17 protein-coding genes are annotated in these 22,984 nt (G+C 67.5%); 12 read left to right on the top strand and 5 right to left on the bottom strand.

Annotated features, from left to right (window positions below; all coding sequences use genetic code 11):
* Positions 1-21 precede the first annotated feature (21 nt).
* From AAF604_04310 to AAF604_04300, 3 genes are all read left to right on the top strand, one after another.
* Positions 22-612 carry a TetR/AcrR family transcriptional regulator gene (locus AAF604_04310; protein MEM7048855.1) on the top strand — a complete coding sequence of 197 codons (591 nt, stop codon included), beginning with the start codon at positions 22-24 and terminating at the stop codon, positions 610-612.
* Positions 613-839: 227 nt separating this feature from the next.
* Complete coding sequence (locus AAF604_04305) at positions 840-1,619, top strand: alpha/beta hydrolase (protein MEM7048854.1); 780 nt, start codon at positions 840-842, stop codon at positions 1,617-1,619.
* Entirely contained in the window at positions 1,616-2,380 is a 765-nt protein-coding gene (locus AAF604_04300) for a tetratricopeptide repeat protein (protein ID MEM7048853.1), read from the top strand. Before AAF604_04305 ends, AAF604_04300 begins: the two co-directional genes overlap by 4 nt.
* Positions 2,381-2,411: 31 nt before the next feature.
* Here AAF604_04300 and AAF604_04295 read toward each other — a convergent pair whose 3' ends face one another.
* Positions 2,412-3,422 (bottom strand): NAD(P)-dependent alcohol dehydrogenase, encoded by a 1,011-nt coding sequence (locus AAF604_04295; GenBank protein MEM7048852.1) that lies wholly within the window; start codon positions 3,420-3,422, stop codon positions 2,412-2,414.
* Between the two features lie 137 nt (positions 3,423-3,559).
* On the opposite strand from AAF604_04295, the gene AAF604_04290 reads away from it, so the two are divergent.
* From AAF604_04290 to AAF604_04275, 4 genes are all read left to right on the top strand, one after another.
* Complete coding sequence (locus tag AAF604_04290) at positions 3,560-4,303, top strand: DUF6503 family protein (GenBank protein ID MEM7048851.1); 744 nt, start codon at positions 3,560-3,562, stop codon at positions 4,301-4,303.
* Positions 4,304-4,362: 59 nt separating this feature from the next.
* A complete protein-coding gene (locus AAF604_04285) occupies positions 4,363-5,967 on the top strand; it encodes a tetratricopeptide repeat protein (protein ID MEM7048850.1) in 1,605 nt (534 codons plus the stop codon).
* Positions 5,968-6,037: 70 nt separating this feature from the next.
* Positions 6,038-8,923, top strand: coding sequence for a DEAD/DEAH box helicase (locus AAF604_04280; GenBank protein ID MEM7048849.1), 2,886 nt, complete (start codon positions 6,038-6,040; stop codon positions 8,921-8,923).
* A 115-nt stretch (positions 8,924-9,038) separates the two neighbouring features.
* Positions 9,039-10,136 carry a DUF4388 domain-containing protein gene (locus tag AAF604_04275; GenBank protein MEM7048848.1) on the top strand — a complete coding sequence of 366 codons (1,098 nt, stop codon included), beginning with the start codon at positions 9,039-9,041 and terminating at the stop codon, positions 10,134-10,136.
* An 86-nt stretch (positions 10,137-10,222) separates the two neighbouring features.
* On the opposite strand, the gene AAF604_04270 is transcribed toward AAF604_04275, so the two are convergent.
* The 4 genes from AAF604_04270 to recA form a co-directional block, all read right to left on the bottom strand.
* A complete protein-coding gene (locus tag AAF604_04270) occupies positions 10,223-10,756 on the bottom strand; it encodes a hypothetical protein (GenBank protein ID MEM7048847.1) in 534 nt (177 codons plus the stop codon).
* A gap of 287 nt (positions 10,757-11,043) precedes the next feature.
* Positions 11,044-14,256, bottom strand: a complete 3,213-nt coding sequence (locus AAF604_04265) for a CHAT domain-containing tetratricopeptide repeat protein (GenBank protein ID MEM7048846.1) — start codon at positions 14,254-14,256, stop codon at positions 11,044-11,046.
* A 36-nt stretch (positions 14,257-14,292) separates the two neighbouring features.
* The gene (locus tag AAF604_04260) at positions 14,293-16,254 is read right to left on the bottom strand and encodes a Na+/H+ antiporter NhaC family protein (GenBank protein MEM7048845.1); all 1,962 of its coding nucleotides are present in this window, start codon (positions 16,252-16,254) and stop codon (positions 14,293-14,295) included.
* A complete protein-coding gene (recA, locus tag AAF604_04255; GenBank protein MEM7048844.1) occupies positions 16,251-17,282 on the bottom strand; it encodes a recombinase RecA in 1,032 nt (343 codons plus the stop codon). The genes AAF604_04260 and recA overlap by 4 nt, the downstream gene beginning before the upstream one ends.
* Positions 17,283-17,492: 210 nt before the next feature.
* Between recA and AAF604_04250 the strand changes: the two genes are divergently transcribed.
* The 5 genes from AAF604_04250 to AAF604_04230 all read left to right on the top strand — a co-directional run bounded on the left by AAF604_04250 (position 17,493) and on the right by AAF604_04230 (position 22,951).
* Positions 17,493-18,200 carry a glycosyltransferase family 2 protein gene (locus tag AAF604_04250; GenBank protein MEM7048843.1) on the top strand — a complete coding sequence of 236 codons (708 nt, stop codon included), beginning with the start codon at positions 17,493-17,495 and terminating at the stop codon, positions 18,198-18,200.
* 43 nt (positions 18,201-18,243) lie between these two features.
* Positions 18,244-18,777 carry a hypothetical protein gene (locus tag AAF604_04245; GenBank protein MEM7048842.1) on the top strand — a complete coding sequence of 178 codons (534 nt, stop codon included), beginning with the start codon at positions 18,244-18,246 and terminating at the stop codon, positions 18,775-18,777.
* An 85-nt stretch (positions 18,778-18,862) separates the two neighbouring features.
* Positions 18,863-19,813: a MoxR family ATPase gene (locus AAF604_04240; GenBank protein MEM7048841.1), complete on the top strand. Its 951-nt coding sequence runs from the start codon at positions 18,863-18,865 to the stop codon at positions 19,811-19,813.
* Positions 19,814-19,838: 25 nt separating this feature from the next.
* A complete protein-coding gene (locus tag AAF604_04235; protein ID MEM7048840.1) occupies positions 19,839-20,882 on the top strand; it encodes a DUF58 domain-containing protein in 1,044 nt (347 codons plus the stop codon).
* Positions 20,882-22,951 carry a DUF3488 and transglutaminase-like domain-containing protein gene (locus AAF604_04230; GenBank protein MEM7048839.1) on the top strand — a complete coding sequence of 690 codons (2,070 nt, stop codon included), beginning with the start codon at positions 20,882-20,884 and terminating at the stop codon, positions 22,949-22,951. The genes AAF604_04235 and AAF604_04230 overlap by 1 nt, the downstream gene beginning before the upstream one ends.
* The last annotated feature ends 33 nt before the right edge of the window (positions 22,952-22,984 follow it).

Raw genomic sequence — 22,984 nt, 5'->3', positions numbered from 1 at the left:
CGACCGTGCGATGGTTATCCGATGGGAAAAGGCGAATCCACCCGCAGTGCCATTCTTTGTGAAGCTCTCTCGATTACCAGCCGGATCGGTCTCGAGGGGTTGAGCATTGGAGCCTTGGCCAAGGAGGTCGGTCTTTCGAAGAGCGGGCTGTTTTCCCATTTCGGCTCGAAAGAAGGTCTGCAGCTCGATGTGCTCGCCCTGGCGGCGGCGCGCTTCGTCGAGGTCGTGCTGGCGCCGGCCATCGAGCAGCCCCGGGGCGAGCCCCGGGTGGTCGCAATGTTCGAAAACTGGATGCAGTGGGAAGCCTCGGAGCTGATCCCCGGCGGCTGCGTCTTCATCTCCACCGCCAATGAGCTCGACGATCGTCCGGGTCCGGTGCGGGATCGCCTGGTCGGCTATCAGACCTCGTGGCTCGATTCGATCGCGCGAGCCACCCGCCTCGCGATCGAGGAAGGCCACTTCCGAGCCGACCTCGACGTTCGGCAGTTCGCCTACGACCTCTACGCGATTCTGCTCGCCTACCACCATTTCGGACGCTTGATTCAGGATCCCCGCGCCACCGAGCGTGCCTACCGGTCCTTCGAAGCGCTTCTCGACGCCTCGCGCGCCTGACCTCTCGCCGGCGCTTCGAGTCGGACGGCGAGTGCCTTGGCTTTCCTCGAGAGGGGAGTCGTGGTACGCTAAAAAAGCACGATCGTTCGGTCAAAAATGATCAGGAGAAGAACATGGCGAAGAGGCGCGGTTCTCGATTTGTCGAAAGTACGATCGTTCGTTCTTTTCGGGCGGCCGTTGGGCTGGGAAGCCGGTGGGCTCCCGAGCTCACCTCGCGTTGGGCGGCGGTGAGGTTTCTTCGACCTCGGCGATTCAACCCGCCCCTGCGGGAGGAGCGCTGGCTGCGCGACGGCCGACCGGTGGCCTTGCCCTTCGGCGCCACCACCCTGGCCGCCTGGATGTGGGGGGAGAGCGGACCGACGGTGCTCTTGGCCCACGGTTGGGAAGGGCGCGGCAGCCAGATGGGAGGGCTTGGTCGTTGGCTTTCCCAGGAAGGGTTTCGGGCCATTGCCTTCGACCATCCCGGCCACGGAAAGTCGCCCGGGCGCAGCTCGTCGCTTCCGGAGATGGCCGATGCTCTGCTCGCCGCGGCCTTCCGTTTCGGGCCGGTCTCGGCGGTGGTGGCTCACTCCGCCGGCTGTGCCGCGACCACCTATGCCTTGCGGCGAGGGCTCCTCGCCGAGCGATTGGTCTACGTCTCGCCGCCGGCGGATCTCGGCTACTTCGCCTTCCAGTTCGGCGACATGGTGGGACTGTCGCGACCCGTGGCCCAGCGCATGCGGCAGCGTATCGAGACTCGTCTCGGCATCACCTGGCCCGAGATCCATGGCCTCGATGTCGCTGCCTCCTGCGAACGCCCCCTGCTGGTGATTCACGACCACGACGACCGCGAGGTCGGCATCGATCACGGCCGGGAGCTGGCCCAAGCTTGGCCCGGGGCGCGCTTCATGGCCACGGCTCGGCGCGGGCACCGGCGCATTCTGCGGGCCCCGGAGGTGTGGACCGCGACGGCTCAGTTCCTGGTCGCCGGTGGGACGACGGTTCCGTTAGCCTTGGAGGCCTCATGAAGCTCGCCCCGCGTTGCCTCACGTTGGCCCTGTTGGCGCTTCTCGGGGCTCTCCCGGCAGCGGCCCGGGTACCGTCCGTGGCCGCCGGTGAGCCCACCGCTGCGATGGTGGCGTGGGCCGAGCGGTTGGTGCCCGACGACCAGCCACCGGCGGTTCGTCTGCGGCATCTCCTCGATGCGCTGATCGCCCGAGGCATGCGCGAAATCGAGGGCCCGACGGAGACCGCCGCGGTGGCTTTCGAGCGCCGGCGCGCCAACTGCGTCGCCCTGGCCCACTTGATGGCGGGTCTCGGTCGCCGCCTCGGGCTGCCGGTCTTCTTCGTCCTCCTCGAGGGACCGCCGGTGAGCGACGAACGGGGTGATCTGCGTATCCTGAGCGGTCATCTGGCGGCGGCGACGGAAGTGGCCGACGGCATCCTTGTACTCGACTTCGCCGGCGCGACGCCGCTTCCGGCGGAGCGCCTGAGGCGAATTCCAGAGCGACGAGCGGCCGCCATCTATCACTCCAATCTGGGGGCCGAGGCGATGGTTGACGGCGCCGGCAGCGAAGCGGTGGTGCACCTGGGAGCCGCCATTGCCCTCGACCCCGACTTCGAGCAGGCCTGGCTCAACCTCGGAGTGGCGCTGCGCCGGGTGGGCAATCTGCCGGCGGCGGAAGGCGCATATCGCCGGGTGCTCGAGCTCGATCCCGACTCTCAGGCGGCGAAGCGCAACCTCGAGGTGGTGCGGCGCCTGCGGGCCTACGAGGAGATCATTCCCTAGGAAACGGCTGAATTTTTCTTTCAGCAGCCCGCTAGAGCTCGAGGCAAACCTTGCCGAAATGGCTTCCGGAGGCGAGGTGATCGAAAGCCTGCGGTGTCTGGTCGAAGGTGAAGACGCGGTCGACGATCGGCCGGAGCTGGTGTCCGCTGATCGCACGGTTCATGTTCTCGAAGCCGTCCCGGTGTCCCACCAGCACGCCTTGAATGCGCACCTGCTGCATCAGGACCGGGGTCACCGACAGCGGTGCCTCGGTCCCGGAGAGTACGCCGATCAGGCTGATCGTGCCGCCCATGCGCACTGCCCGAAGGCTCTGTGCCAGGGTCGCGGCGCCGCCCACCTCGACCACCAGGTCCGCACCGCGGCCCTCGGTCAGGCGTCGCACTTCCTTGCCCCATTCCGGTTGACGCCGATAGTTCAAGGTTTGCCAGGCACCGAGCTCACGGCCGCGAGCCAGCTTGTCGTCGCTCGACGAGGTCAAGATGACGCGCGCTCCGAGCAGGTGGGCGAACTGCAGGGCGAAGAGGGCGACGCCGCCGGTGCCGAGCACCAACACCGTGTCGCCGGCGGCGACCGGGCCGAGCTCGACCAGGGCGCTCCAGGCGGTGAGAGCAGCGCAGGGCAGGCAGGCCGCTTCGACGTTGGAGAGGTGCGGCGGTGCGGCGACGGCGGCTTCGGCGGGGAGCACCATGTGGCTGCGCAGGGTGCCGTCGAGGGGGCCGCCGAGGGTCGAACGCAAGCGCTGGTGCTCCGGCTCGCCGGCGATCCAGCGCTGGGCGAACAGTGGGCAGACCCGATCCCCGACGGCGAAGCGGTCGACATCGGGGCCGGTGGCGACGACCTCGCCAACGGCGTCGGAGCACGGGACGAGGGGCAGCGGCTGGCGCGGGTTGTAGTGGCCGCGTACCATCAAGAGGTCGCGATAGTTGAGCGACACGGCGCTGACGGCGATGACGATCTCGCCCCGCCGAGGCTCCGGAAGGGGCCGCTCCGCGGGCCGTAGATGGTCCAAACCAAAGGCTCCGTCGAGCTCGTAAACTCTCATCGTCGTCATCGTGTCGTCCGTCCTGGCAAGTGGATGGTTCGCGCTTGGGCACCAAGGCTCTCGGATTCCCGCGGGTCGATCCTGATCGCCTTTGGGGTCACCCCATCAGACTACCCCGGCAGGATAGGATCCCAACCATGAAAATCGCTCGCACCGCCCTCTTTGCCGCCGCCCTTCTGCTCCTTCCGACCCTGTCCGCCGCCGACATGCCGAAGATCGTCGAGAAGGCCATCGCCCATCACGGAGGTGAGACCTTCGCGGCCTCCCGGGTCACCCTCGACCTGTGCTCGCGGTCCGGCTGCACGGACCTGACGGTCGAGACCCGTGGCGGCCTGTTCGATCATCAGGCGGAGGGTGAGGCGCGAGATCAGCAGCGCCGGGTGCGGGTGACCAATCAGTCGGTGGAGGCCTGGATCGATGGTGAGGCGGTGGAGCTGACGGCGGAAACGGAGCTTTCCTATTTCCGTTGGGTGACCGCCAAGGTCTACTTCGCCTTTCTGCCGCTGCGCTTGGCGGACCCCAACGTCTTCTTCGAAGACCAGGGCATGGAGCGCTGGGGCGAGCGCGAATTGCAGCGCGTCAAGGTGAGTTTCGCCGAGGACTCGAGCCCCAATGCCAACGATCAGTACCTCTACTGGTTCGATCCCGAGTCCGGCCGCCTCGAGCAGTTCGCCTACAGCTTCTCCGGAGGGCTGCGCTTTCGGCCGGCCTTCAACTACCGGCGGGTCGGCGGCCTGCTGTTCTTCGACCAGAAGAACCTCGGGATCAATGCCCCGGACCTCGACATCGACATGATCGATCCCGAGTTCGTCGACTCGCGCATGGAGCAGGTGTCGACGGTGACCCTCGAAGACATCGCCGTCGAAGCGATCGACCGCTAGGCGCGGACGAGGAGTCGCGCCGGCAAACCATCGCCGGCGCGGGCGAGTAAGATTCAGCGATGCGGGTGTGTCTTGCGATCCTGGTTCTGATTGTCTCCTTTTCTCCGTGGGCTGATGCCCAGGAGGTCGATCCCTTCAGCGGTTGGAGTGAGGTCTCGAGCTCCGATTTCGCCTTGCTCACCAACGCTTCCCCGGAACGGGGCCGCGATCTGCTGCTGCGCCTGGAGCGCTTTCGCAGTCTGTTCGCGCGCCTGTCTCCGGACCTCGAGCTCGATTCGGCGGTGCCCTTGCGCATTCTGGCCTTCCGCGATGCCGAGGCCTACGCGCCCTACAAGAACGGCAGCGATGGCGGCGGGCTGCGTATCATGGGGCAGTTCATTCGTAGCCGCGATGGTGCCTTCATCACTCTCGATGCCGATCCCGGCCGCCGGGGTGCCCTCTCGGCGGTCTACCACGAGGCGGTGCACGACCTGGTGGCGCACAATTTTCCGGCGGTCCCGCGCTGGCTCGACGAGGGCCTGGCCGAGTACTACGGAGCGTTCGAGGAGCGTGCCGGGTTCGCGCGCGTCGGCAGCCCGGTGGAGCGCCACCTCGACTGGCTGCAGAGCGAGACCGATCTCGATCTGCCGGCGGTGCTGAGCGTGGCGGACCGGCGTGATCTCCACGGGGCGGGGGGAGCGCGCCGGCGGGTGGGGCGTTTCTACGCCGTTTCCTGGGCCCTGGTTCACTACCTGCTGTCGCAGCCCGAGGGCACTGCCACCCTGGGTGACTATTTGCTCCGGCTGCTCGCCGGCGAAGATCCCAACGACGCCCTGGAGGAATCCCTGGGTCGTTCCGTCGCCGAGCTCGAAAAAGACTTGGTCGCTTACCTGCAGCGGCGCGAGTTCGCCAGCCTGGTGGTCGCGATCGAAGACTTGCCGGTACCGGCGCAGGTGGCGGTGCGGGCCGTCGACCGCTCCGAGGTCGCGGTCCACCTGGGAGATCTCCTGTTGCTGGTCGGTCGCCGGGATCTCGCTGCCGAGCACTACGATGTCGCCCTCGAAGGCGATCCCGGCAATGGCGAGGCCTGGTCCGGCCTGGCTTGGATCCAGGACTCTCAGGGCAGCTACGAAGAGGCTGAGGTGCTCCACCGCAAAGCTCTTGAGGCGGGCTCTCGGGAGGCCCTGACCTTTGTCCGCCTGGGTCGCCATCGTTCGGTCCAGAAGGACGCTGACGGCGCCCGCTGGGCCTTCGCCGAGGCGGTGGCTCGGGATCCGAGCTTTGCCGAAGCGCGTGCTCTGCTCGGGCGCTCCCAGGGGCTCCCGGGGGGCGATCCGGTGGCCGGCATCCGACACCTGAAGATCGCTATGGTGGCCTTGCCCTACCGCTTGGATCTGGCCTTCGATCTGGTGCGGCTGCATCTCGCCAACGGCGACCCCGAGGCCGCCGAGCGGCTGCTCGATGGCACCCTGTCCCGCTACGGCGACGCGGCGAAGCTGGACGCGGCGCGGCGGGAGGTCGAGCGCACCCGTCAGATGCTCGCCTACGAGCGCGCCCTCGCCGCCGGCGACCGCAGCGCAGCCCTGGCGGCCTTCGATCGCGCCATTTCGGTGACCGACGACAGCGAACTCAAGGCGCGCATGGAGGCCCATCTCCGGGCTCTGCAGCGGGACGCCGGGCGCTGAGTTCGAAATCCTTCGTTCGCCGGGCCCGCTTCTCGGTTACGATTGCCGTTTCCGCGTTTTTTTGGCGACCATGGCTTCCCTGATCAACTACGAGCTCCTCGGCACCGGCATCGGCCTCTTGCCGGAGCCCGGCGGTGATGGTCATACGGCGATCTACGTCGGCAAGGTCGTCAATCTGTCGCGGCCTCTGCGCTCGTGCACCTGCCGCGAGAGCAGCCGCCGCACCTGCCGTCATCTCCGCAAGCTCGCCGCCGGGGTGGCGCGGGCCCAGCGGCTGTGGGGCGGCCGTGGATTCCAGGACTTTTTCGAAGGTACCCTCTGGCATCGTCTGGCGACGGTTCTGCACAGCGGCCGGCCGCCGGCCTGTGAGGTGGTGCGGGTGGCCCACCACGCCGAGTCCGGCGACCTGGTGTTCAGCGATCCGTCGGGCGCCGAGCTGATGCGCTACGGCGACACCTCGTCGGCCCGTTTGCGCTTCCTGGAACGGGCCGGCAAGGCTCCCAAGGGTGAAGAGACGGTCGACCGGGCCGAGATTCTGGAGCGCTTGGCGCTGTTTCAGCTCACTCCCGACGAGTACCGCCTGCGCCAGGCTCGCATGCCCTCGAATCGCGAGACCTGGCAGAAGAGTCTGTGGTGGCGGGTGGCGTACCACGCGGTGCGCGAGCTCGGCGACGAAGGGTCCTTTCATCCCGCCATCGATCGCCTCGACGGGCGGTTCATCCTGACCTATCGCGACCCGACGGGCCAGCGCATGCTCGAGGTCACGGTGCCCCGCCAGCGCGTCGCCCAGGTGCTGCAGCTACTCGCCTCGGCGTTTCCCGATCAGGACGACCTGCGGGTGCGACCGGTGCCTCTCGAGGCCTTGCATCAGGTCACCGGAGACGGCGATCTCGAGGTCGAGGTGCGGCCGGTGTTGCGCGCCCTCGAGCTCGATGGAGAAGAGCGCTTCTTCGAAGACCGGGAGCGCTTTCGCTACGGCAGTCTGGTCTTTCTCGAAGAGCTCGGCGTGCTCGCCGAGGTCGAGAAGCGCGCCGCCGATCGGCCGTTGACCCGGCTGCGGCTCGAGCGCGGTCAGATCCCGAGCTTCCTGGAGAGCGAGCGCGAAGCCTTCGAGGACGGCTCTCTGGTGCTGGCCGAGCCGCTGCGTCACCTCACCCTGTTCAAGGAGATCGACGATCTGCGCGTCGACGTCGGAGCGGACCACGAGAAAGGACTCTGGGAGTCGCTGGCGGTGACCTGTGGCTTCGCCGACGAGTCGGTGGCGCTGGCCGACTTGATCGCCGCCCGTGAAGAAGGCCGGCCCTACTTCGAGACGCCGGCCGGTTGGGTCGATCTGCACGCCCCGGAGATCCGCGCGCTGGTGTCGCTGGCCGCCGGCGAAGAGGAGCTGTCGCCGGGGCGATTGCTGCGTCTCAAGGCGATCGCTGGCAAGACCGTGCGTCTCGATGGCGCCGAGGCCGGACGAGCCTTGCTCGATCGCCTCCTCGAGCTGCGGCCGTCGGAGCCCTACATCGCCACCGCCGGCCTGAGCTCCACCCTCCGGCCCTACCAGCGACTGGGGGTCGACTGGTTGCGCTTCCTGGCCGAGAATCGCCTCGGCGGCCTATTGTGCGACGACATGGGCCTCGGCAAGACCCATCAGGCGATGGCCTTGATGGTGTCGATGATCGAGCAGGACGGCCGCTCCGGGCCTTTCCTGGTGGTCGCGCCGACCAGCGTCGTGCCCCACTGGGAGAGCAAGCTGGAAGAGCATGCTCCGGCCTTGATCGGCCGCGTCTACCACGGCAGCCATCGCCGTCTTCCCAGGGCCCTGGAACCGATTCCGGACCGCGAGGTGGTGGTGGTGACCTCCTACGGCGTGCTGCTGCGCGACATCCGGCGTCTCGAGAAGCAGCGCTTCACGGCGATCGTTTTCGACGAGATCCAGAACCTCAAGAATCGCCAGACGCAGGTGGCCCGAGCCGCCGCCCGGCTGCGCGGCGACACCCTGCTCGGCTTAACCGGCACGCCGGTCGAGAACTCCCTCGACGAGCTCAAGAACTTGATGGATCTGGTGCTGCCGGGGTATCTCGGGGACGACGACGAGTTCCAGGAGCGCTATGGCGGCGACGACGTCCCGCCCCAGGCGATGGCCGAGCTGCGCCGCAGCCTGGCGCCCTTCGTCCTGCGCCGCCTGAAGAGCTCGGTCCTCGAAGAGCTGCCGGAGAAGTTCGAAGATCTGCGCCTGTGCCGCCTCTCGAAGCGTCAGCAGGAGCTCTACCGGGAGGTGATCGAAACCCGCGGCACGGCCCTGGCCCGAGTCCTGCGCCAGGGAGAGGGACCGGTGCCCTATCTTCACGTCTTCGCGATGCTGACCCAGCTCAAGCAGATCTGCGATCACCCGGCCTTGGCCCTGCGCGACCTCGACGGTGCCGATCGCTATGCTTCGGGCAAGTGGGACCTCTTCCGGCAAATCCTCGACGAGTGTCTCGACAGCGGTCACAAGGTGGTGGTGTTCAGCCAGTATCTCGGCATGATCGAGCTGATGCGGCGCCATCTGGTGAAGCTCGATGTCGGTCACGAGATCCTGATCGGCAGCAGCCGCGACCGGGGGCGCTCGGTGGAGCGCTTCAATCACGATCCCGAGTGTCGCGTCTTCCTCGCCAGCCTCAAGGCCGGCGGCACCGGCATCGACCTGATCGGCGCCACCATCGTCATTCACTACGACCGCTGGTGGAACGCGGCGCGTGAAGACCAGGCGACGGATCGCGTTCACCGCATCGGCCAGAAGCGCGCCGTGCAGGTCTTCAAGCTGGTGACCGAGGGTACCCTCGAGGAGAAGATCGCCGCCCTCATCGACCGCAAGCGCCAGCTTCTCGAGGACGTCGTCGAGGAGGACGATCCGCGCCTCTCCAAGGTTTTCACCCGGGAGCAGCTCCTCGAGCTGATCGCCGCCACTCCGTGGGACGAAGAGTAGAGGCCGTCGAAAGCTCCCCCTTGGTCGAGAGCCAAGGAATTGGCAATGACTACATATTCTCCCGTGGGTCCCATCGGGGCTCTTCCTGCACTACAATTCGGTGCGGCGAGGAACGATGGAATTTTCAGGTCGACTGAGCGCATTTCCACCGGGAAATATCCTGCAGTGGGCAAGTAGCGAGCGGCGCACCGGCGCGCTCGTCATTCGCCGCTCCCGGGTCGAGAAACGGATTTACTTCCGGGACGGCAAGATCGTTGGCTGCCTGTCCGACGACCCGGCCGAGTACTACGGCCAATACCTCCTGCTGCAGGGGCATCTCGACGAGAAGACTTTCCTGCGTGCTCTCTATGAGTGCAAGCGGCGCGGGCAGCGCCTGGGCGCCGTCCTCGCCGAGCTCGACCTGCTGACTCCGGACGTCATCCGGCAGACCCTGCGACAGCAGATCGTCGATTCGGTGTGCGATGTCTTCCTGTGGAAGCAGGGGGTTTTCTACTTCGAGACCGACGCGCCTCCGGAGGAGGACATTCTGCCGCGGCCGATCGAGACCGTCGGCGTGGTGATGGAAGGAGCGCGCTGGATCGACGAGGTGGCGCGCATTCGCAAGGTCTTCGTCCACGATCACATCGTGTTGCGGCGAGGAGCGGATCGCTCCCTCGAGGGCATGAGCCCGCTCGAGAAGAAGATCGTCGCCGCCACCGACGGCGCCAAGCACCTCAAGGAGCTGCACACGGTGGTGCGCGGTTCCTACTTCCGTTTTCTCGAGGCGGCCTACCGGCTGTGCATCCGCGAGGCCCTGGACATCGAGACCATTTCCGAGTTCCAGGACCAACCCTCGCAGGAGATTCGTCTCGTCGACCTGATGCTCGAGCAGGCCGCGGAGGAGGAGAGCGCGCTCATCGGCGAGCGTCAGCTCGCCCTGCCGCTGGCTTCCCTCAAGGGCATGGTGCCGGTGTGGGTCAAGGCCCTGACGGACGAGGAGGAAGGTCGACTTTCCCCAGAGCTCCTCGAGTTCTGCCAGAGTCTCGATGGCACTCGGCCGCTGTCGAGCGCCCTCTCCAAGGAGCCGGACGAGCGTCGCTCCCAGCTCGAAATGCTGCTGGTGCGGCTCAACCTCGGCAACCTCGCGCTGCTGCCCTGCGCCATCGAAGAGCTCGAGGCATCGGAAAACGGTGGCGAGCGCTGGTGGCGGCGTCTGGTTCCGCGACGTAGCTGAGCGCGGCGTCGCCCCGCCGGGCGCTTGTCTTTCCGCCCGAAAAACCGAGCTGAAACCGGGGGGCTCGAGGCCCCCCGGCAGAGGTCCTACTCGGCGCTCTGCTGCGCGCCCGGGGTGGGTTTGCTGGCCTGCAGAATGATGCCGGCCAGCACCAGCTCTGCGATCCCGAGAACGGCGAACATTCCCTGCAGGCATTCGCCGAGCAGGGCGGCGCCGATCTGCGCCGCGCCGGCCAGAACGAGCAGCGCTGCCGCAACGTTCGCCGGAGCCGTGGCGAGGGGCGGCGGTGCCGGATCCCCGGGGTCCTTCGAGCCGCGCGCGTAGAGATTGACGATCCAGACGATGAGAGTCACCAGAGCCGCGATCTCGGCTGCCGTGAGGGCGAGGTTGAGGCCCGTCAGGCACTCGCCGAGGTAGGCGGCGAGGGCGTGGGCGCCGGCGAGGAATGCAATGCCGGCAGCGCCGATGACGAGAGGCGGCGGGGCTGGATCTCCAGGGTCTTTCGAACCCTTGGCGCGGTGAATGGTGGTGGATTCTTTGGCCGACGGTGGAGGACCGGGGTCTCCTCCAGCTTTCGATCCCCGAGCGTGAACTTGATCTTCGCCCAACGGCTCATTCATGGTCACCTCCCTGTGGATTCAATGCAGGACTCGAACAGCGATCATCGGATGGCGGCACCTCGGCCATCGGCGGCGGTGCCGGGTCTCCGGGGTCGGTACTACCGCGTGCGATCTGGCTATCGGGCTCGCTCTTATGGGGCATCCTGGATTCTCCTTCCACCGAACGACCCCGTGACGCGACGGGTCGTCGGAACTATCCGTAGAAATCGAAAACTTCCTCGGCACCGGGGTAGGTGCCGGTGAATACGAAATATTCAGCCGGATAGGCGTCGTCGGTCTCGGCATCGTTACAGCACTTCCGAGGGACCTACGAGAACGAAGGGAGCCCAGTAGTAGGGATGACTGGTCGACGCCTCACCGTCGATCAGCGAGATCTTGGCCCGGCGAGCCGCTGCGGCGGAGTCGAGTCCGCCGGTGAGGCCCTCGTAGAAGGCGGTCATCAGCCGTTCCGTCGAACGGTCGTCGACCTTCCAAAGGCTGACCATCAGACTGCGGGCGCCGGCGGTGAAGAAGGCATGGGACAGGCCGAGCAGGCCCTCGCCCCGGATCTCTCGCCCGAGGGCGGTTTCGCAGGCCGAGAGTACGACCAGGTCGGCGGACAGCTCGAGGCCGAAGATCTCGGCGACCTGCAGCAGACCGTCTTCCGTGGCATCGGCGGCGAGCAAGAGCGCCGAATCCAGGATGTCCTGCTCGGAGATCGCACCGTGGACCGCGAAGTGCACCAGCCGCGAATCGCTCAGCGTCTCCTTGATGCGACCTTCGAGGGCTGCCTCGCCGCTCAGCACTCGGACCTGGTCTTGGTCGAACAGCGTGGCAATGCGCCGTACTTCTTCCTCGGCGTGCTGCAGGGCGGCGTAGGTCTTGCCGTCGGCGGTCTGCCCGTCCGGGCCGCCGTAGGAGAAGGCCGCCAGGCGGTAAGGTGCGGCTCGTCCAGCTTCGGGAACGTAGGCGAGGGTCGATGCCGAGGGCGTGTAGGACACCGTCCAGCGGCCGATCAGGAAGTCCTCGGAGGAGGCGCGCTGGTGACTCGCCAGCCGCTGCGGCGACACCCAGAGGGCCTCGAAGGGCAGGTAGTGGAGGCTCTGGTCCGGCGAGATGATCAACCGCTCGATGCCCTCGAGGAAGGGCTCCGCCGGCGCGACGAGGAGCTCGAAGGCGGTCCTGGTGTCGGCCAGCTCCTGGAGCCGACTTCCCTGGCCTAGGGCGCGGCGGGCTGTTTCCACGGCCGCTTGGATCTCGGCGCCGGGAGCCAGCTCGACGATCTCGAATCGATCCCGGCGCACGATGAAGAGATAGCTGCGCAGGCTGCCGACGAAGTATTCGAGGAGCGCCGTGTCGGCGGTCAGGTAGGCACGCACCTCGTCGAGACCGATGGGGTCCGGGTAGGAGATCTCGGCGTACTCCGGATGGGCCTTGCGGATTTCGCTGATCAGTCGACTGCGCTCGCGCTTGAGGGCGGTCAGCCGCTGCCGCTCGCCGGCGACGAGCTCGGGGTCGGGAGTGGCCGTCGAGAGCAAGCGTGCGATCTGCTGCTGGGCGGCGGAGATCCCCCGGGCGTTGTTCCGCTGGTCCTCTTCGAGCTGCGGCGAGAGGGCGACCTCGACCTGGGCTTCCGTCAGCCACTCGGCGAGAGCCCGCGCCCGCGCCCGTTCGCTGGCGACCAGGGCTTCGACGTCGTGGCCGGCGCCCGGGTTCTCTCGATGCAGTCCTACCAAGGCGTCGACCGACGCTTCGTAGACGACGTAGCCGAGCTCCCGGTACTTGGCTCGGTCTTCGGGGCGATAGAGGTTCGCGCTCAGTCGCTCACGCGCTTCCGAGGCCTCTTCGAGATGGCGCCGGGCGATGGCGAAGTTGCCCTCGCTCGCTTCGAGGCGGCCGAGGCGGGCGAGGGAGGCGAAGCCGTGGACCCGGGGCTGCTCGACGGAGTGGCCTGCCTCGATGGCGAGGTCCAGGGCCCGGCGAAAGGCGGTCCGGGCACCTTCGACATCCTCGAGGGCGGCCCGCGCGGTGCCAATCTCGAGCATTGCGTGACACTGGCGCTCGGCCCCCCGCAGGCTGGCATAGGCGGCCTCGAGAACCTGCAACCCCTCCTGCGGTCGAGCGAGCTGGGTGAGGGTACGACCGAGCCCGATTCTGGGCCACGGGGCCTGCGGCGCGAGTGCGCTGGCCTCGGCGAAGCTGTCGTGGGCCTGTTGGTGGTTCCTCAGGGCGTCGTGGGCCCAGCCGAGATGCAGCAGGGCGTCCGAGATCTCGGCGGGATCTTCTCCCTGACGATAGATCCGGACGGCGTGCTCCAGGCTCTCGATCGCCTTCTGGGTGCGGCCCCGAATGGCGTAAACCGTGCCGAGATTGAGGTAGCTGCCCCCGAGGGCATCCTTCTCGCCCATCCGTCGTGCCAGCTCGAAGCGCTCTTCGAAGCGCTCGAGGGCGTCTTCGTAGAGGCCGTGGTAGCGCAGGAAGTAGCCCAGGTTGTTGAGGCTGGTGGAGACCTGGGGCCAGCGCTGGGCGGTGCGGGCGAGCTCCAGCGAGCGTTGATAGAGGGGCAGGACCTCGTCGCGGTGGTGACGCCGCATGTGCTTGCTGAGGCCCAGGTTGCTCAGGGAGGTGGCCAGGCCGGCGAGATCGCCGGCGGCCTCGCGCACCCGGCAGGCTTCGGCGAAGAGGTCGCCGGCGCGTTCCGATTCGCGATCGTCGAGATAGTAGATGTCCCCCAGGCCGTCGAGGCAGTCGGCCCGCTGGGAGCCCTGCGGGACGAGCTCCAGGCAGCGTTCGAAGTCGGCGATGGCGTCGGCCGTTTCCTCCTGCAGCCAGGCGCGGGTCTCGAGGATGCGGGCTTCCTGCGCCGGCTCCCGGGCGAGGGCGAAGGCCGGGGCGATCACGGCGAGGCCGACGCTGGCCGGCTCGCCGCTCTCGAGGAGTAGGTCGGCCTGCTCGTCGCGGGCCTCGAGCTCGCGGTCACCGTCTCCCAGCCGCTGCCAGATTTCGACCGCTTGGCGGAAGCTCTCCACCGCGGCTTTGCGCTCTTCCGGGACGTGGCGTTGATGACGGCCTTGGCGATAGAGGTTCTCTGCGCTGAGACGCTGATCGTCATCGGGCTCCGCTGGGCGAGCTTCCGCGAGGGCGACTCGATAGTGACCCGCGGTCGCCTGCTGAGCGTGGATCTCCAGCCGGTAGCGGCCTGCCGGACCGACGCTGGCCGCCAGTCGCTCCTCCAGCCACGGGCCGCCGGCGCCATCGGCGCGATCGACCAGTCGGCCCCTGGGATCGAACAAGCGGGCTTCGAGATCGACGCCGCGCTGGTCGATCACCAAGCGGACGAAGCTGTCGGCGGGCAGCTCGAGATAGTAGTGATGACCCGCGGGAGCCTCGAGCTCGATCTCGCGGTCGAGGGCCTCGACCAGCAAGCCGCGGGGCTCGCCGCCGGGTTCCTGGATGCACGCCACCCAGAGGCTGAGGAGCAGGAGGGCGGCGATCCCAGTTCTGCGGGTAGAAGTGCGCATGGCGCTCATCGATTTCCCGACAGCTTACAGGAATATCTATTTATGTGACTTCGCGGGCTCTCCGTCTGCCGAGCGCCGGCCGAAGAAGCGCAGGCCGGCGATCAACAGAGCCGCGCCGATCAGCAAGCTCCACCAGGGGGACATGCCGAGGGCGGTTCCGAGGTCGCCGATCACGATGGCGACGATGCCTGCCGTCAAGGCGTACGGGAGCTGAGTTCTGACGTGGGCGATGTGATCCGACCCGGTGGCGATGCTGGAGAGGATCGTGGTGTCCGAGATCGGGGAGCAGTGGTCTCCCCAGACGCTGCCGGCGAGGACCGACGACACCGCTCCGACCATCAGATGCAGGTAAGAGCCGTCACCGACCGTCTGACCGGCTTGCAGGGCGACGCCGTGGACGATCGGAATCACCAGCGGCACCAAGATGCCCATCGCCCCCCAGGAGCTGCCGGTGGCGAAGGCGATCGCCGCCGACAGCACGAAGACGAGCAGCGGCAGAAGGGTCGGAGGCAGGCTGCCCTGGGTCACGCCGACCAGATAGTCGGCGGTGTGCAGATCGCTACACACGCCACCGATCGACCAAGCCAGAACCAGCACGATGAGGGCGAGGAGCATCGACTTGAAGCCCTCGACGGTCGCCGCCATCAGCTGCTTGAGGGACAGCAGGCGCTGCAGCAGCGGCAGGGCGACGGCGAGGATCAGTCCGGCGAGGCTCGACCACAGCAAGGTGGCGTAGGGGTCGGCGGCGGCGAAGACCTCGCGCAACCAGGCACCGAAGCCGCCCACCGACGCGCGCGTCGTGCCGTCCGCGGCGAGCGCTGCCGAGCCCGAAATCCACAGGCCGACGAAGGTGGCGACGATCACCGTCACGATCGGTGCGAGGGCGTTGAGGGCACGGTGCGGAATGCCCGCCGGGGGCTCGACCGCCTCGGAGCCGTACTCGGCCAGCGGGGTGTCGCCGTCGGCGAGCACCCGGCCCTGCTGCCGGGCGCGCCGCTCGGCCGCCAACATGGGACCGAAGTCGCGCCCGCTGAAGGCGATGGCGAAGCCGAGGACGAGGGCGAAGATGGGGTAGAAGCGATAGGGAATCGACTCGACGAACAGGCTGTAGGGGTTGAGGTCGACGCCGATGTCGGTGAGCGCAGCGCCGATCAGGCCGACCTCGAAGCCGATCCAGGTGCTGATCGGTACGACGCTGGCAATGGGGGCGGCGGTCGAGTCGACCATGTAGGCGAGCTTCTCGCGGCTGATCTTCAGGCGGTCGGCGATCGGCCGCATGGTCGAGCCCACGATCAGGGTGTTGGCGTAGTCGTCGAAGAAGATCAGCAGGCCCATCCACCAGGTGGCGAGCTGGCCGCGTTTGGGCGAGGTGGCGAGGGGGGCGATGCGCTCCACGATGCCGCGGGTGCCGCCGCTCTTGCTGATCACCCCCACCATGCCGCCAAGCAGCAGGGTGAAGACGATGATGGTGGCGCGGCTCGGATCCGACAGGGAGTTGATGATGTAGCGGTCGACGGTGCGCGCCAGGGCGACGAAGGGGGCTTCCCAGGAGCTGCCCCAGGCGAGGATCAGGGCACCGGAGAAGACGCCCAGGAAGAGCGACAGCAGGACGTCCTTGAAGAGCAGCGCCAGGCCAATGGCGAGGAGCGGCGGGATGATCGAGATCCAGCCCGGGATGATGCGCAGGTGGGCCGTCGCGGTGGCGCCGTCGCTGGCGGCCTCGAGGCGATGGTGGCCGGAGCCGAGGCCGGTGGTCGGGAGCTCAAGGCTATGCTCGCCGGCCACCAGCCGATAGGTCTTCAGGAGGCGCCCGGCGCTCTTCACCTCGACCGGCACCTCGGCGCCGCCTTCGACCTCCGAAAGGGTGATGGTGAGCTCTGCAGGACCGCCCCGCAGGGTGGCGCCATCGGTGGAGATGGCGATCTCGGTGGCGAAGGCTGGGGAGCCACCGAGAACCATCGCCAGCAGGACGAGGCACCACCGTTGAGCGGGGATCACCCCGCTTCTTCCATGACCACTTCGGCGCTCGCCGGCAGCCCCAGGGCTTCGCGCAAGCGACCCTCGATCTCGTCCGCCAGATCCGGGTTGTCGCGCAGGAACTGCTTCGAGTTCTCGCGACCTTGACCAACGCGCACGTCGCCGTAGCTGTACCAGGCGCCACTCTTGGTGACGATGCGGTGGTCGACACCCATGTCGATGAGCTCGCCGGGGCGGGAAATGCCCTCGCCATAGTCGATGTCGAACTCCGCCAGGCGGAAGGGCGGTGCGACCTTGTTCTTGACCACCTTGACCTTGGCCCGGCTGCCGACCACCAGATCCCCGTCCTTGAGGGCGGCGATGCGTCGAATGTCGATCCGCACCGAAGAGTAGAACTTGAGCGCCCGGCCGCCGGTGGTGGTCTCGGGGCTGCCGAACATGACGCCGATCTTCTCGCGAATCTGATTGATGAACACCAGGCAGGTCTTCGACTTGGCGACGATGGCGGTGAGCTTGCGCAGGGCCTGGGACATCAACCGCGCCTGCAGGCCGACGTGGGAGTCGCCCATCTCGCCTTCGAGCTCGGCTCGCGGTACCAGGGCGGCCACCGAGTCGACCACCACCAGGTCGAGGGCGTTGCTGCGCACCAGCATCTCGGCGATCTCGAGGGCTTGCTCGCCGCTGTCCGGCTGGGACACCAAGAGATTGTCGATGTCGACGCCGATCTTGGTGGCATACTCCGGATCGAGGGCATGCTCGGCATCGATGAAGGCCGCCACCCCACCCTGCTTCTGGGCCTGGCCGGCGACGGAGAGGGCGAGGGTGGTCTTGCCGGAAGACTCGGGACCGTAGACCTCGACCACGCGTCCGCGCGGGAAGCCACCGACGCCGATGGCGCTGTCGACGGCGATCGAGCCGGTCGGAATGGCGGGAATCGACAGAGCCTCGCGGTGGCCGAGGCGCATGATCGAGCCCTTGCCGAATTGACGCTCGATCTGGCTCAGCGCGTTGTCGATGGACTTCAGCTTGTCGTTCTTCGCATCTGCCATGAAGTGTTCGCTCCTTGTCGCGGCCTGGTAGGCGGTGATCAGACGGTATTGTAACCAGGGGAGGCCCGCAGGGTGCAACCGCCAACGCACCGATTGCGGCCTCTCCGCCGAAGGAAGACGCCAACCCTGGGCGACAATCTCCCGGTCTGCGCCGGGCGAGGCGGGATCGGGAGGTGTCACGGCCCGTTCCTGCGATAGACTCCCGCCGCCATGGCCCGGCTTTCCATCGTCATTCCCGCTTACAACGAGCTCGCCACCGTCGAGGAGCTCCTCGGCCGCGTCGCCGCGGCTCCTCTCGCCGACGGCCTAGATCGCGAAGTGATCGTGGTCGACGACGGTTCGACGGACGGCACTCGCGAGCTTCTCCGCGGTCTCGAGGCGGAGGCTCGACCGTTGCCCTTCAAGCTCATCGAGCAGAGCCAGAACGGCGGCAAGGGAGCTGCGTTGCGGACCGGTTTCGCCGCCGCCGAAGGAGATTTCCTGCTGGTTCAGGACGCCGACCTCGAGTACGACCCGCGGGACTACGGCAAGCTCCTCCAGCCGCTCCTCGACGACGAGGCGGACGTGGTCTACGGTTCGCGTTTCCTCGGTGGTCCCCACCGGGTGCTGTTCTTCTGGCACTACATGGGAAATCGCTTCCTGACCACCCTGTCGAACATGTTCACCGATCTCAACCTGTCGGACATGGAGACCTGCTACAAGGTCTTTCGGCGGGAGATGCTCGAGGGTCTCGAGCTGCGCTCGAACCGCTTCGGAATCGAGCCCGAGCTCACCGCCAAGGTGGCGCGCCGCGGGGCGCGCATCTACGAGGTGCCGATCTCCTATCGCGGCCGCACCTATGCCGAGGGCAAGAAGATCGGTTGGCGCGATGGCGTCTCCGCCATCTGGGCCATCCTTCGCTATAATTTGGGGCGCTGAAAGCCCTTCCGTCCCCACGCCGAAAATCCCCGAGGAGGAATCCGTGCGCACTTCCATTGACCGCTCCTGGAGTCTCGCCGTTCTGGTCGCGTTGTTTTTGCTCATGCAGGGTTGTGCCGCCAAGTCGCCGGAAGAGCAGGTGGCCGAGTTGAGGAGCGGCTACGAGGCGACCCTCAACGGCTTCGTGGTGGTCCAGGAACCGTTGATGACGGAAGAGGTGCCGGTCGACGATGAGACGGTCGCGACGGAGGAGGAAGCGACCGAAGAGGGCGACGTGGACGCCGAGCCGGCGCCGGTCGAGGTGCGCCAGGATGTCAAGCTGGACATCATGATCTACAACTCGAACTACGAGAAGCTGCCCGGTCTCACCCTCGACGTTTCCCAGGGCACCGCCGCCGGCGAGAAGAACCACTGGCGCATCTGGGTGGACACCGCGGACCTCGGCAAGGGCAGCCGCCAGGCCTATGTCCACACCCTCGAGGACATCGATCACGTCGAAGGCGACGGCTACGCCGTCGAGGTGCGCGCCTCGGTGCCGGTGGAGGAGCGTGGCGAGTACCGGGAGTTTTCGCCCTGAGCAGGCGGTTTTCGAACCGCGAGCCGCGAGTCGTCCTGTTATCTTTCGCCGTTTGGTGCGTAAATAACGGACGATGCAGCTCACCATGACCGAACCCGCCGTCGCTCCCGTCGATCCCCTCGCCTCCATCGCCGCCTTCGAAGGCAACGTGTCGCGGGTCATCCGCGGCAAGGCGGAGGCGGTGCGCCTGGCCACCGTGTCCCTCCTCGCCCGCGGGCACATCCTGATCGAGGACGTGCCCGGCGTGGGCAAGACCACTCTGGCCCACGCCATCGCCCGCTCCCTGGGCTTGGCCTTCCACCGCATCCAGTTCACTTCCGACCTGCTGCCGTCGGACATCATCGGGGTGTCGATCTTCAAGCAGGATCGCCAGGCCTTCGAGTTCACCCCCGGGCCCCTGTTCTCGAACGTCGTGCTGGCGGACGAGATCAATCGCGCCTCGCCCAAGACGCAGTCTGCGCTGCTCGAGGCGATGAGTGACCACAAGGTCTCGGTGGAGCGCAAGCGCTACACCCTGCCGGATCCTTTTCTGGTGTTGGCGACCCAGAATCCGCTCGAGTTCCATGGCACCTTCCCGCTGCCGGAGTCGCAGCTCGACCGCTTCCTGATGTCCCTGCGGCTGGGCTATCCGCCGCCCGAGGACGAGCGGCGGCTGCTGCTGGCGGGGGGCGTGGACGGGGTTCTCGAAGAGCTGCAGCCGGTGATGTCGGCGGCCGATCTGCGCACCCTCCAGGGGCTGGCGGCGGACGTACGAGTCGACGAGAAGCTGGTCGACTACATGATGGCCCTGGCAGAGCAGACGCGCAGCTCGTCGGAGCTGCTGCTCGGGGTTTCGACCCGTGGCCTGCAGAGCCTCTATCGCGCCAGCCAGGCCCTCGCCCTCACCGAAGGGCGCGACTATGCGGTGCCGGACGACGTCCAGCGGCTGGCGGCGCCGGTGCTGGCACATCGCGTGTCGCTCAAGCGCGGCGGCGACCTCGATGCCGCTCGACGGGTGATCGAAGGGCTGGTGCACTCCCTGGCGGTGCCGGTCTGAGGCGGTGGCTCGACCGGCCGCAGCCATGACCTCCGCCCCTGGCCGTAGGGGCCGTCGGCGAAGCCGCCGCGCCGCCTCGGTGCCGGAAGGCATCCGCATCACCAAGGTCGGCCTGTGGTACGTCCTGTTCACGGTGATCGTGGCCATCGCCGCCACCAATACCGGAAACAACGCCCTCTACATGGTGCTCTCGGCGATGCTCGGGGCCCTCGCCTTCTCCGGCATCGTGTCGCGCCAGAACGTCCGCGGGCTGGTGATCGAAACCGGCGATCCCGGTGAGGTCTTCGCCAAGCGACCCTTCAGGCTCGACTTCCAGATCACCAATCGCGGCCGCTTCATGTCGCGCTGGTGCCTGCTGGTCAGCTTCCTGGCCCAGAGCTCGCCGCGGCTGGTGCCCTTCCTCGAGCGGCGGGGTTCGTCCACCGGTTCGGCCGAGCTCCTGCTGCCGCGCCGCGGACTCCGAAAGATCCCCTTCGCTCACGTTTCGAGCCTCTTTCCCTTCGGCTTCTTCCGCAAGGGAGTGCGCTATCGCACCGAGCTCGAGGTGATGGTGTTTCCCGAAATCTTTCCGGCCGCTGGGCCGCGCCTCGGGGCCTCCGGCCGCCTCGGCGAGGAGTCTTCCCGTCGTCAGGGGCGCGGCCACGACCTCCATTCCCTGCGCACCTTCCGGCCCGGCGACGATCCGCGCCGCATCCACTGGAAGCAGACCGCCCGCACCGGCGACTTGATCTATCGCGAGAGCGAGGCCGAGGAGAGCCATCGCCTCGCCATCCTGCTCGACAACGGGGTGGCTCCGTTCGCCGACGAGGCCGCCGAGGAGCGCTTCGAGCAGCTGGTGAGCGAGGCGGCGACGGCGGCCCTCGATCACCTGACGCGCGGCTATGCGGTCGAGCTGGTCACCCGAGACCAGCTGCTGCCCTTCGCCGGCGGACGTCGCCAGCGTTTGAGGATTCTCGAGACCCTGGCTCTCCTCGAAGCCATCCCGGTGGGGCGCTCGGCCTTGCGCTCCAGCGACCCGAGCGCCGCCGAGCTGCGCCTGGCGATGCAGGAGCCGGAGCGCGCCGCCTGATGTTCTTCGCTCGTCAGAAGCGCCTGATGCTCGGCATGCTGGCGCTGCTCGCGCCGCTGCCGCTGCCGCTCAATGCCGTTTTGCCGTGGCCGGTTCTGTTGCTCTTCTGGCTCGGCGTCGCCTTTTTCATGCGCCGCGCCGCCCAGGGCGCCACCACCTGGCTGTCGCCCTGGATGATGAACCTGCTCGGCGCCGCCTACCTGCCGTTCTTCTTCTTCGATCTCACCGTGCTCGGCGGCGGTCGCCTGGTCGGGCCGGTGATCCGGATGGGCCTCTTCGCGATCCTGGTGAAGCTGTTCTCGATGCGGCGGGAGCGCGACAAGTGGCAGGCCTTGATGGCGATTTTCTTCCTTTTCCTGGCCTCGATGGCGACCAGCGTCCACCCGTCCATCATGTTCTACCTGGTGGTTTTCCTGGTCGGGGCGCTCTACTTGCTGATCCGCTTCGCCTTCCTCCACATCGTGGCGGGCTTCGGGCAGCGCGATCCGCAGGCGGCGCAGCTTCCCCTGAAGGGCTTTCTTTTCGCCGGCGTGGTCACCACCCTGCTCTTCGCGGTTCCCCTCTTCGCCCTCCTGCCGCGGGTCTCGACCCCCTACGTCACCGGCCGCGGCTCCGGCACCGGCACCACCATCCAGGCGATGGGCTTCTCGGACGAGGTGACCCTCGATTCCATCGGCCGAATTCGCGAGAGCCGCGAGGTCGCCCTGCGCATGCGCTATGACGACCCCGCCGCGAATGCCCAGGATCGCCGGCTCAAGGCCGCCACCTTCGACCTCTATCAAGGCCGTTCCTGGCGCCGCAGCCCGGTGTTGCGCACTCTGGTGAAGGAAGACGGCGCCATGCTGAGATTGGTCGAGGGGCCGCCGCAGTCGTGGGTCAACATCTGGCTCCAGCCGCTGTCGTCCCGCAGTTTGCCGTTGCCGACGGATACCCGCATGGTGAGCATCGATCGCCGCGGTCTCGAGGTTGGGCGCGGCGGGGCCGTCTACATGACCTTCCCGCCCATCGAAGTGCTCGAGTACCGCGTCGCCATTGCCACCCCGGAGGCCTCTGCCGCCGAGTGGCCGGACGCGGACGATGGCACCCTCGACACCACCGGCGTCTCCGACCGGATGGTCGACCTGGCGGCAGAGATGATGGGGCAGGGCGACCTCGAAAGCCGCATCCGCAACCTCGAGAACCATCTCGCCACCCGCTACACCTACACCCTCGATTTCGTCGGCCGCGAGGGTCGCAACCCGCTCGAAGAATTTCTCTTCACCTACCGCAGCGGCCACTGCGAGTACTTCGCCTCGGCGATGGTCTTGCTGCTGCGCTCCCAGGGAGTTCATGCACGGTTGGTGACCGGTTTCGTGGGCGGCGAGGTCAATGCCCTCGAGGGCTATACGGTGGTGCGTCAGAGCAACGCTCACGCCTGGGTCGAAGCCTTCTTGCCGGACCAGGGCTGGCGTCAGTTCGATCCCACGCCGGCGGCGGGTCGGCCCGAAACCCGCGAGCCCAATGCCTGGAGTCTGGCGACCCAGGCGTGGGACTTCCTGATCTTCCGCTGGGACCGCTATGTGCTGACCTATGGCTTCTCGGATCAGCTCGAGCTGTTCGGCAATCTGCGCGAGCTGTGGCGCCGGCTGTGGACGCGCCAGCCCAAGCCGGCGGCCCAGCCGACCCCCAGCGCCGAGCCGACCTTCGAGCCCGAGACGCCGCCGGCACCGGTATCCGGCAGCCGTTGGCAACGCTGGCTCTGGCCCTTGCTGCTGGCGCCCGGAGTGGTGCTGCTGGTCGGCCTTGTCGCCTGGTGGCGGCGACGCGCTCCGCTGAGCGCGACGCGGGCCTATCGGCGCCTGCGACGGGAGCTCGAACGGGCCGGCTTCCCGGTGGCCCAGTCCCTCGCGCCCTTGAGCTTGAGTGCCCAGGCCGGCGAGCGCTTTCCGGCGAGTGCCGAGGCGATGGCCAAGATCGTGCGCCACTATGTCGCCGAGAGCTTCGGTGGGCGAACCCTCGAGGCGGATGAGCTCGGCGAGGTGGGGGAGGCTCTGCTGACCGCCTCCAAGGGTCTCCGAACCAGCGGTTAGCCCGGCCTTGTCGCGGAGAGCTGGTGAGAAGGT

The organism is Acidobacteriota bacterium (assembly GCA_039028635.1).
Classification (GTDB): domain Bacteria; phylum Acidobacteriota; class Thermoanaerobaculia; order Multivoradales; family JBCCEF01; genus JBCCEF01.
Note: the sequence above shows the minus strand (reverse complement) of the source record. Positions and strands in the feature narration are given on the sequence as shown.